4 protein-coding genes are annotated in these 9979 nt (G+C 73.3%); all 4 read left to right on the forward strand.

The features are described from left to right. Window positions 1-197 precede the first annotated feature (197 nt). On the forward strand, window positions 198-2168 hold the full coding sequence (locus E1264_RS34405) for a S8 family serine peptidase (RefSeq protein WP_132180320.1): 1971 nt from the start codon (window positions 198-200) through the stop codon (window positions 2166-2168). Further along, complete coding sequence (locus E1264_RS34410; protein WP_132180322.1) at window positions 2165-6778, forward strand: DUF6603 domain-containing protein; 4614 nt, start codon at window positions 2165-2167, stop codon at window positions 6776-6778. The genes E1264_RS34405 and E1264_RS34410 overlap by 4 nt, the downstream gene beginning before the upstream one ends. Before the next feature lie 26 nt (window positions 6779-6804). Beyond that, window positions 6805-7959, forward strand: coding sequence for a kelch repeat-containing protein (locus E1264_RS34415; protein WP_132180324.1), 1155 nt, complete (start codon window positions 6805-6807; stop codon window positions 7957-7959). Beyond that, on the forward strand, window positions 7956-9979 hold a 2024-nt coding region (locus E1264_RS34420; protein ID WP_207936597.1), incomplete at its 3' end, for a hypothetical protein. The genes E1264_RS34415 and E1264_RS34420, both read left to right, overlap by 4 nt.

Below are 9979 nucleotides of genomic sequence, written 5' to 3' on the forward strand. Positions count from 1 at the left end.
GGCCGGTCCCCGCCCCTGACCCGCCCGCCCGGGCTCGGTGCGCCGCTTCTCGTGAGATCAATTCAATGTCGGTGCACCTCATGGGCCGGTTCGAGGGTCCAGGGGGAGGGCTACGGAGAGGCCGGGACTGGCCACGGTCTGTTAATTCAGTGAGGTTCTGTGACACCTTGCCAGCGGGCGCGAGCTAAGGGGTTGTCATGGCGATCAACGGCAGGCCGGGCGTGACCACTGCTCCCTCGGAGGTCGTCACTTCGACGTCGGCTCCCACGACCTGCCCGAACTGCGACGCCGACGTGCTGCGCGCCCTCGTCGACTGGGAAACGCGCGGTGCGGATCCGGACGAGCGCATCGACGTGTTCGTCACGTTCGACGGGGACGTCAAGGGGATGACCGAAGCGGGCCTCGAACCCGGCCATGTCAACGGCGATCTCGTCAGCGGGTCGGTCGCCCTCGCCGACGTCGCCGGGCTCTCGGCGACGGAAGGCGTGCGCTGGATCGCCGCGTCGGCGCGCACGCACCTGCACATCGATCGCAGCATGGGCGAGGTCAAGGCCACCGCGCTCCGTGCGAGCTCGCCGCCGTACAACGCGGGCGGCGTGCCCGGCCTCACCGGGAAAGGCGTGCTCGTCGGGGTCATCGACAACCGGCTCACGGTCACCCACCCGACGTTCGTCGTGCCGAACACGACGCCGCCGAAATCGCGCATCATCGGCTACTGGGACCAGTTCTCCACTCCCAAGCCGGGACAGAAACCGCCGAGCCAGTTCGGATTCCCCGCCGGGTTCAACTACGGCGTCTGGTGGGACGAGGCCGCCGTCGCCAACGTCGTCGCCAGAAACCTCATCGACGAAATCTGGACCAACGCCGAGTTCGACCACGGCACGCACGTCGCCGGTATCGCCGCGGGCAACGGGTCGGGAAGGGACGGCCCGTTCGCGCCGTTCACGTTCGTCGGCGTCGCGCCCGAGGCCGACATCGTCTTCGCCAACTCGGCCACGCTCGTCTCCAGCAGGGCCGTCAGCGAGGCCGTCGCGCTGTTCCACCAGCTCGCGGCGCAGCGCGGCCCCGGGGGCGTCCCCTGCGTCATCAACATGAGCTTCGGTACCCACGAGGGGGCGCGCGACGGGACGTCCGCGCTCGAGCTGGCGATCGACAAGCTGATGCACGACGCGAGCGGCAATCCCCTCCCCGGGCGGGCGATCGTGGTCTCCGCCGGGAACGAGGGCGACACCCGCAGGCACAGCCGCAAGAACATCAACGCGTTCGCCAACCTGTCGTTCCGGCTCGAAGTCGAGGAGATCGTCTTCCCCAACGGGAGCAGGCTGTCCGAGGACCGCGTCGACGACCAGCTCTACTTCTGGTACGACGGCGCGGCGCGGATCGAGCTACGCCTCACGCCGCCGCGGTCGACCCCGAGCGCGTGGACGCAGCCGGGCCAGCAGAGCGTGATCTCCATCGGCGGCACGCCGGTCGCGACCGTCGTGTCACCGCCGCAGCCCGACCCGAACAACGGCAAGCGCAAGATCGACGTGTCGCTCAAGGGTCCCGTGCGCAAGGGGATCTGGAAGATCGAGCTGCACGAGATCGGCGGCGCGGCGGCGGCGGTCGACGTGTGGGTCGAGCGGGAGAACATCGACGTGTGGCCGCGGTTCGCGTTCGGCGACATCATCACCGACAACACCGTCGAATCGCCGTCCACGGCACGCAGCGTCGTCGCGGTCGGCGCCTACGTGTCCGAGCCGGGCAGCAACTTCAGCGCCTACGGCTCGATCGCGGAGAGTTCGAGCCGTGGCCTCGACAGCGCGTCAGGAGTGCCGCCCGATCGCGTCCGGCCCCATCTCGTCGCGCCCGGTCGGCGGATCATCTCCGCCGCGGTCTCGCAGGAGACGCACCCGCAGGACATCAGGGCCCGCTTCGGCGGCTGGCTGCTCAAACGCCACGTGATCTTCTCCGGCACGAGCCAGGCCGCGCCGCACGTGACCGGGGTCATCGCGCTGATGTTCCAGAAGAACCCGACGCTGACGTACCGCGACGTGCAGCGGATCCTCGCCGCGACGACGAAGAAGGACCAGATCCCGCCCGGGCTCGAGCTGCCCAACGCGGTGTGGGGCGCGGGCAAGCTCGACGCCGCCGCCGCGCTGGCGGCGACCCCGGCGGTCACGCCATGAGCGAGGCGGGAACGTTCGAAAGGGTCGCCGCGCTGATCGGCGAGGCGCTGCGGCCGCTGGCCGAGGCCCTGGCCGATCCGGGCGAGATGCTCGTCGAGTTGGGCGTCGCGATCGACCACGACGCGCTCGCCGGGGTCGCGGGCGCAGCGGCGGACACGGCCCGCGCGGTCGCCGACCTCGGCAACTTCGTCACCGCGCTCAACGTGGCGATCGACACCGACGACGGCATCGGGATCACGGCCAACGGAGCGGCGGTCGCGCAGCGGATCGGCACGGTCCTGGCCGGGCTGGCGAGCGTGGAGAACGGCGTGAACGCGGCGCTGAACTCGTCCGCGATCACGCCCGAGCAGCGCGCCCGGGCGCAGGCGCTGCTGGACGACCTGCCCGGCCTGATCATCACCCGCCTGGTCGTCGACCGGCTCCGCGTGCGGCTGCCCAAGGTCACGATGTTCCTCGCCGCGTCCGGGCTGCTCGAAGGGCGCGACGACCCCGGCGATCCGGCCGACCCGATGTTCCCGCCGCACTTCTCCTGGACGATCCACTGGGACCGGATCGGGCGGTTCTTCGGGGATCCGCGGTCGGTGCTCCGCGACGCCTACGGCCTCGGCACGCCCGGCTTCGACGGGAAAGTGCTGTTCGAGCTGCTCGTCCAGCTGCTGGACACCGGGGACGACCGCCTTGCCCGCTCCTACATCACCACGGGAGCGGGTGGAGTCGGCGCCGTCCTCATCGGACCGGCGCTCATCGTCGGCGTGCGCGACGGCGGTCTCGCGTTCCCGATGCGGCTCGGCATCGCGGGCAAAGCGACGGAGACGTTCCCGCTCGGCGATCGCACCGCGTTAACCGTCAGCGTCGACGGCGCCCTCGCCGCGGCCTCCGAGGTGCGCGTCTCACCGACCCTGGACATGACGATCGTGTCCCCCGAGGGCGCGCCCTCGGCCGCGTTCAGCGTCACGGCCGCGTTCACCGCCGGCAAGGCCGGTGAGCCGATCATGCTGGTCGGCGACACCAGGATCGGCGGCCTGAGCATCGAGACGGCGACCCTGGCGCTGTCGCTCAAGGCCCGGGCGGGCCTCGGCGGGACCGCGACGGCGGAGCCGTCCGCCCAGGTGGAGCTCACCGGCGGCCGCCTGGTCATCGACCTGTCGGGAGCGGACGGCTTCATCGGCAAGCTCGTCGGCGCGAAGCTGGAGACGGACTTCGACCTGCGCCTGCTGTGGACGCCGTCGTCCGGCCTCCAGCTGGAGGGCAGCGAGACGCTCGAACTCGCCCTGCCCCTGCACATGAAGCTCGGCCCCCTGGAGATCACGACGCTGCATCTGGGCGTCGGCCTGCCGACCGACGGCTCCCTGCCGATCGAGGTCTCCGCCGACTTCAAGGGCGCGCTCGGGCCGGTCAAGGCGTCGGTCGAGCGCGTCGGCATCGTCGCCACGCCGCGCTTCCCGGATGGGGGCGGCAACCTCGGCCCGGTCGACCTCGCGCTCGGGTTCAAGCCGCCGAAGGGCGTCGGCCTGGCGATCGACGCCGGGATCGTGGCGGGCGGCGGGTACCTGTCCTTCGACCCGGAGCGCGGGGAGTACGCCGGGGCGCTGGAACTGGAGTTCGCCGGGTTCATCGAGGTCAAGGCGATCGGGCTGATCACCACCCGGATGCCGGACGGCCGGCCCGGGTTCTCGCTGCTGATCGTGCTGACCGCCGAGTTCGGCGGGGGCGGGATCCAACTCGGGTTCGGGTTCACGCTGCTCGGCGTCGGCGGCATCCTCGGGCTGAACCGCCGGATGGACCTCGCGGCGCTCGTCGAAGGGGTCGTCACCGGGGCCGTCGAGTCGGTGATGTTCCCACGCGACGTGATCGCGAACGCGCCGCGGATCGTCAGCGACCTGCGCAAGTTCTTCCCGCCGGAGGAGGGCCGGTTCCTCGTCGGGCCGATGGCGAAGATCGGCTGGGGCACGCCGACCCTGGTCAGCGTCTCGCTCGGGCTGATCGTGGAGATCCCGCCGGGCAACATCGCGATCCTCGGCGTGCTCAAGTGCGCCCTGCCCAGCCAGGACGTGGCGCTGCTCGTCCTCCAGGTCAACTTCATCGGCGCGTTCGAGGCCGACAAGTCGCGGCTGTGGTTCTACGCGCAGCTGTTCGACTCCCGCATCCTGACCATCACCATCGACGGCGGGATGGGCCTCCTCATCGACATGGGGGACAATCCCGACTTCGTCCTCTCGGTCGGCGGGTTCCACCCGTCGTTCAAACCGCCGCCGCTGCCGTTCCCGATCCCGCCCCGGGTGTCGATGGACATCCTGAACGCCCCCGGACGGCTGATCCGGGTGTCCGGCTACTTCGCGGTCACCAGCAACACGGCCCAGTTCGGCGCGAAGGCGGAGATCCGGCTGGGCTTCGACGACTTCGGCCTGGAGGGGCACCTCGCGTTCGACGCGCTCTTCCGGTTCTCGCCGTTCGCGTTCGTCATCGAGATCTCCGCCGGCGTCTCGCTGAAGGCGTTCGGGGTCGGCCTGTTCGGCATCGACCTGCGCTTCAAGCTGGAGGGGCCGAACGCGTGGCGGGCGCACGGCCGCGGCTCGATCTCCCTGCTGTTCTTCGAGATCTCCGCGGACTTCGACATCTCCTGGGGCGAGGAGCGCGCCACCACGCTGCCGCCGGTCGCGGTGCTCGAACTGCTGGAGCGCGAGGTGCGCAAGCCCGAGGGCTGGCAGACCCGGCTCCCGGCGGGCGGCGCCAACCCGCTGGTCACGCTGCGCCAGCTGCCCGCGGGCGACGAGCTGGTGCTGCATCCGCTCGGCACGCTGTTCATCCATCAGCGGGCCGTCCCGCTCGGCGTGCGGATCGACCGGGTCGGCGCGCAGCGGCCGAGCGACGGCAAGCGGTTCACCGTCGCGCCGGTACGGGGCAGCGGCCTGGAGCGGGTGTCGGACACCGACGACCAGTTCGCCATGGCCCAGTTCCAGGACATGGACGACGCCGCGAAGCTGTCGCGTCCCGCGTACGAGAAGCAGGACGCAGGAATCGAGCTGACCGCCGAGAAGGGCGCGATCGCGTCCCCGCGGGTGGTCCGGCGCAGCGCGCGGTACGAGCTGCACATCATCGACAGCAGGCCGCCGCGTCCGGCGACGACCGCCCACACGGCCACGGCCGCGAACGGGCAGGCGGCGGCAGCGGCAGCGGCACCCCGAGCGCCGAAGCTCTACAGCCCGCCCCCGGCGGTGTTCGGGCAACTGCTGGACGGCAGCAGCACCGCCCGGTCGCCGATCTCGCAGCGGGAGGCGCGGCTGCGGCAGCCCTTCGCGGCGGACGAGACCGTGCGCGTCACCGGCGACCGCTTCGTCGTCGCGTACCGGCGCAACAACCGCCAGGCGTTCCCGCCCGCGACGGCGGGCTCCACCACGTCCAGCTTCCGCAGCGCGGCGACCGCGGCCGACGCCATGGCCGACTGGATCCGCGCCGACGCGACCCTGGCCGGGCAGCTGCACGTGCTGCCCCAGGCCGAGGCCGGCGGGGGCGCGGCGGCCGAGCCGGGGACCTGGACGGTGGCGAACCCGCCGCCGTCCGCCGTCTCGGGCGCCGACGCGGTGCGGCTGACCGGCGGCAAGGTGCTCATCGCGGGCGGCGCCGACACCGCGGGGAAGGCCGTGGCCGCCGCCGCCGTGTACGACCCGATCGCCGGGACGTGGGCCGACGCGACCCCGCCGCTGAAGACGGCCCGGCGGCGGCACACGGCGACGAAGCTCGCGGACGGACGGGTCGTCGCCGCGGGCGGGCTCGGCGCCGGCAACGCGCCGCTGGCCTCGTTCGAGGTGTTCGAGCCGATCGCCGCCGTATGGAGCACCCCGCAGACCAGCTTGAACACCGCCAGGTCGGGGCATTCCGCCACGGCGACGGGCGACCGGCTGCTGGTCGCGGGCGGCGCCGGAGCCCGCGGCGCCGCGCTGGCGTCGGCCGAGCTGCTCGATCCCGGGACCCTGGAATGGACCGAGGTCGCGCCGATGAGCTGCGCCCGCACCGGCCACCAGGCGGTGCCGATCGACGGCAAGGTGCTCGTCATCGGCGGCGCGCTGCCGACCGGCGAGGGCGAGCGCGCGCTCTCGTTCTGCGAGCTCTTCGACCCGGAGACCGGATCGTGGACGCCGACCGGCAGCCTGCTCGTCCCGCGGAAGGGCCACCAGGCGACGCTGCTGGGCGACGGCCGGGTGCTCGTCACCGGAGGCGACGCGGTTCCGGCCGTTCCGTACCGCCCGGACAGCCTGGCCTCGGCGGAACTGTACGACCCGGTCACCGGGACCTGGACCCGCGTCGCGGACATGCCGGGCGGTGGACGCAGCGGGCACCGCGGCGTCCGGACGCCCGCCGGCGTGGTCGTGGCCGGCGGCACGGGACGGCCACGCCCGACCAGCGGTTACCGCGACGTCGTCGTCTTCGACCCGGGTTCCGGCACCTGGACGGCCGCCGGTTCCTTGGGCACGGGCCGCTGGGACTTCCCGGCCGTCGACCTCGCGGACGGCCGGGTGTTCGTGGCCGGCGGCCTGGCCCTGGCCGGAGCCGCCGCGCCCGGGCCCGATCCCACCGAGCTCGCCGCCACCGCCGAGATCTACCTCCCCTGACGACCCCTGACGAAGGGTGCAACGCGATGACCAGTGCCACACTGGCGGCCGCCGACGCGTGGTCGTCCGCCGCGGACTACGCCGCGTCGGTGAGCTGGCTCGGCCAGCACGACTCCGCCGTGGTGCTCAAGGACGGCAAGAAGGTGCTGGTCGCGGGCGGCGCCGACGCCGCGTCCGCCGCCGTCCGGCAGAGCGCGGTGTACGACCTGGAGCAGAACACGTGGGCGGCGCCCGTCCTGCTCGGCACGGCCAGGCAGCTCCACGCGATGACCCTGCTGCCGAGCGGAAAGGTGCTGGTCACCGGCGGCAGAGGCGGCCCGGGCGCGCCCGCGCTCGCCACCGCCGAGCTGTACGACCCGGCACAGGGCACGTGGACGGCGACCAAGCATCCGATGGCCGCGGGACGTTGGGGGCACAGCGCGGTCCTGCTGTCGAACGGCCAGGTCCTGGTCGCGGGCGGCAGCACCACCAGGCCGGGCGGCGCGGTGATGGCGGTGCGCTCGGCGGAGCTGTTCGACCCGGCGGACGAGACATGGACCGCCGCCAAGGACATGACCGACGCCCGCACCGGGCACACCGCGGTCGTCCTCCAGGCCGGCAAGAAGGTGCTGGTCTGCGGCGGCAGCGTCCCGGTCGGGACCGGCGACGACCCCGCGCTGGCGTTCTGCGAGCTCTACGACACCGACGCCAAGACCTGGACGCCGACCGGCAGCCTGCGCCGCCCGCGCAGCGCGCACACCGCGACGGCGCTGTCCGACACCACCGTGCTGGTCACCGGCGGCCGCGCGCCCGGGGCGCCCGGCGACGGCGGCTTCGACCCATTCGCCCGCGCCACCGCCGAGGTCTACACCCTCACACCGGGAAGCTGGCAGGACACCGCGCCGATGCCCGCGGGCCGGGCGCTGCACCGCGCGGTCCCGCTGGGCTCGGGGAAGGTCTTGGTGGTCGGCGGCACCGACGACGTCCGCAACGAGGCCGGATTCCGCAGCGCTCTGGAGTACTCCGCGGGCGCGTGGACGGCGGTGCCCGGCCTCGCCGAGGGCCGGTGGGGCTTCGCCGCCGCCGCGTCCGGGGCCAAGGTGATCGTCGTGGGCGGCGTGGCCCGTACCGGGCTCGCCGCCGCCACCGGCCAGGGCACCGAACTGACCAAGACGTCCGAGCGGCGCGGGGGCGGTTCGTGAGCGCGAACGCGTACTCCTTCCTGCCCTGGCTGCGGACGGGCCTGACGACGCAGATCACCGAGCCCCCGGGGAATGCGCCCCGGCCCACGATCAACGTCGAGCTGAAGCTGACCGGGGACGCCCTGAAGGACGGCGAGCAGCCGCCCAGCCGCCTGGTCGAACAGCCGCTCCAGCTGTACGGCCCCGGCGACGTCATCGGCGTCGACCCGCGGGCGATCTCGCGGGTCGAACCGCTGCCGTACACCGCCACCTTCGAGCCCAACTTCCTGCCGCACATCGAGTTCTACGACGAGGTCCTCCCGTGGCGGTACAGCCCGGCCTCGCCGGACGGCGCCACGAAACGGCTGGCGCCATGGCTCGCCCTGGTCGTCCTCGCCGATACGGAGTTCGAGGACGGCGCCCTGCCGGACCGGCCGCTGCCGTTCATCACCGTCACCGACCCGCGGGCGCTGCAGCCGCCCGGCGAGCTGGGGGCGTGGGCGCACGTCCACGTCAACGGCGAGCTCGACGTCCCGCTCGCGGTCGACGATCCCGCCGGAATGGGGACGGCGCTCGCGAACCTCGGCCGCGTGCTCCGCGAGGCCCCGGACAGCGCGTGCTCCCGGGTGATCTGCCCGCGGCACCTGTCGCCCAAGACGTCCTACGACGCGTTCCTGGTGCCCGCGTTCGAGACCGGGCGGCGGGCGGGGCTCGGCATCGAGCCGGGCGCGATCGCGGCGATGACGCCGAGCTGGGGCGTGCCGCAGGAGGTGGCCACGGGCCAGCTGCCCTACTACCACCGCTGGTCGTTCACGACGGGCTCGGCGGGCGACTTCGAGTACCTCGTCCGGCTGCTGAAGCCGTTCGAGGCCAAGGAGCCGGTCGGCCGCCGCGACATGGACGCGCACCGCCCGCCCGGCTTCGGCCTGCCCGGCGTCACGACCCCGACCCAGCCGGACGGCGTGCTGCGGCTCGGCGGCGCGCTGCAGCTGCCCGGCTCCGACGAGCACCCCGACGACTGGGAGAACTGGGACAACTTCTACAAGCTGCGTCCGCCGCCCGCGCCGCAGTATCCGAACCAATGGCAGGAGGCGATGGCCGGGCTGATCAACCTGGCCGAGGCGTATCAGCGGCAGCCGGCGGCGACGGCGAACACCGCGCTCGCGGCGAGCGTCTCCGCCCTGGAAGCGCAGACCGACCCGGTGATCACGCCGCCGCTGTACGGGCGCTGGCACGCGCTCACGCCGCAGCTGCTCATCGACGCGAAGGGCGACCCGGTCGGCGACGCCGTGCTCCGCAACTGGGTGCACCGGCTCAACCTGGACCCGCGCTTCCGGGTCGCCGCGCAGTTCGGGGCGCAGGTCGTCCAGGAGCGGCAGGAGGAGCTGATGGCCGCCGCCTGGAACCAGCTCGGCGAGGCCCGGCGCGCGAACGAGAAGATCCGGGCGGCGCAGCTGGCCCGCGAGGTCGGCAACCGCCTGCACGACAAGCACTTCGAGCTCCCCGCCGCCCCGCCCGCCGCGACCGGTGCGCGCGCCGCGGCGGAGCCGCCGCCGCCGGCCTCGGCCAGGACGCTGACACTGACCGCGCCCGCACACGGCCGCGTGATCGAACGCCTGCCCGCGGCGCTCTCCCGCGGGCCCGAGGCGCTCTCCGGCACGTCCGGGACGCTCTCCGCCCTCCCCGACTCCGGCGAGAAGCTGGCGGTCGGGTTCAAGGTCGCGCGCAGCCGCGTCGCGGCGGCGCCGGTGTCCGCGGCGATGCGCCGGATCACCCGGCCGGGCTCGCGGCTGATGAGGGTGCTGGAGTTCCCGGAGGTCAGGCCCGCCGAGACGCTCGTGTCGCGCATCGACGAGCTGGACATCACGGCCGCGCCCGCCAAGGGCACCCCGCCCGCCGTCGTCACCCCCGCCGAGCTGGACGAACGGCTCCCGCCGAAGCCGCCGGGACACCCGGTCGACGTCCTGCCCCCCAACCCGCTGTTCGAGCTGCGGGAGTACGGCGAGACCGCCACCACGCCGGTCGGCGACCACGACAGCGA

It is taken from the genome of Actinomadura sp. KC216 (assembly GCF_004348535.1).
Classification (GTDB): Bacteria; Actinomycetota; Actinomycetes; order Streptosporangiales; family Streptosporangiaceae; genus Spirillospora.

Excerpts from the sequence above, each read along its gene's own strand:
- E1264_RS34415 (WP_132180324.1), top strand. The coding sequence starts at position 6,805 with ATGACCAGTGCCACACTGGCGGCCGCCGACGCGTGGTCGTCCGCCGCG.
- E1264_RS34405 (WP_132180320.1), top strand. The coding sequence starts at position 198 with ATGGCGATCAACGGCAGGCCGGGCGTGACCACTGCTCCCTCGGAGGTC.
- E1264_RS34410 (WP_132180322.1), top strand. The coding sequence starts at position 2,165 with ATGAGCGAGGCGGGAACGTTCGAAAGGGTCGCCGCGCTGATCGGCGAG.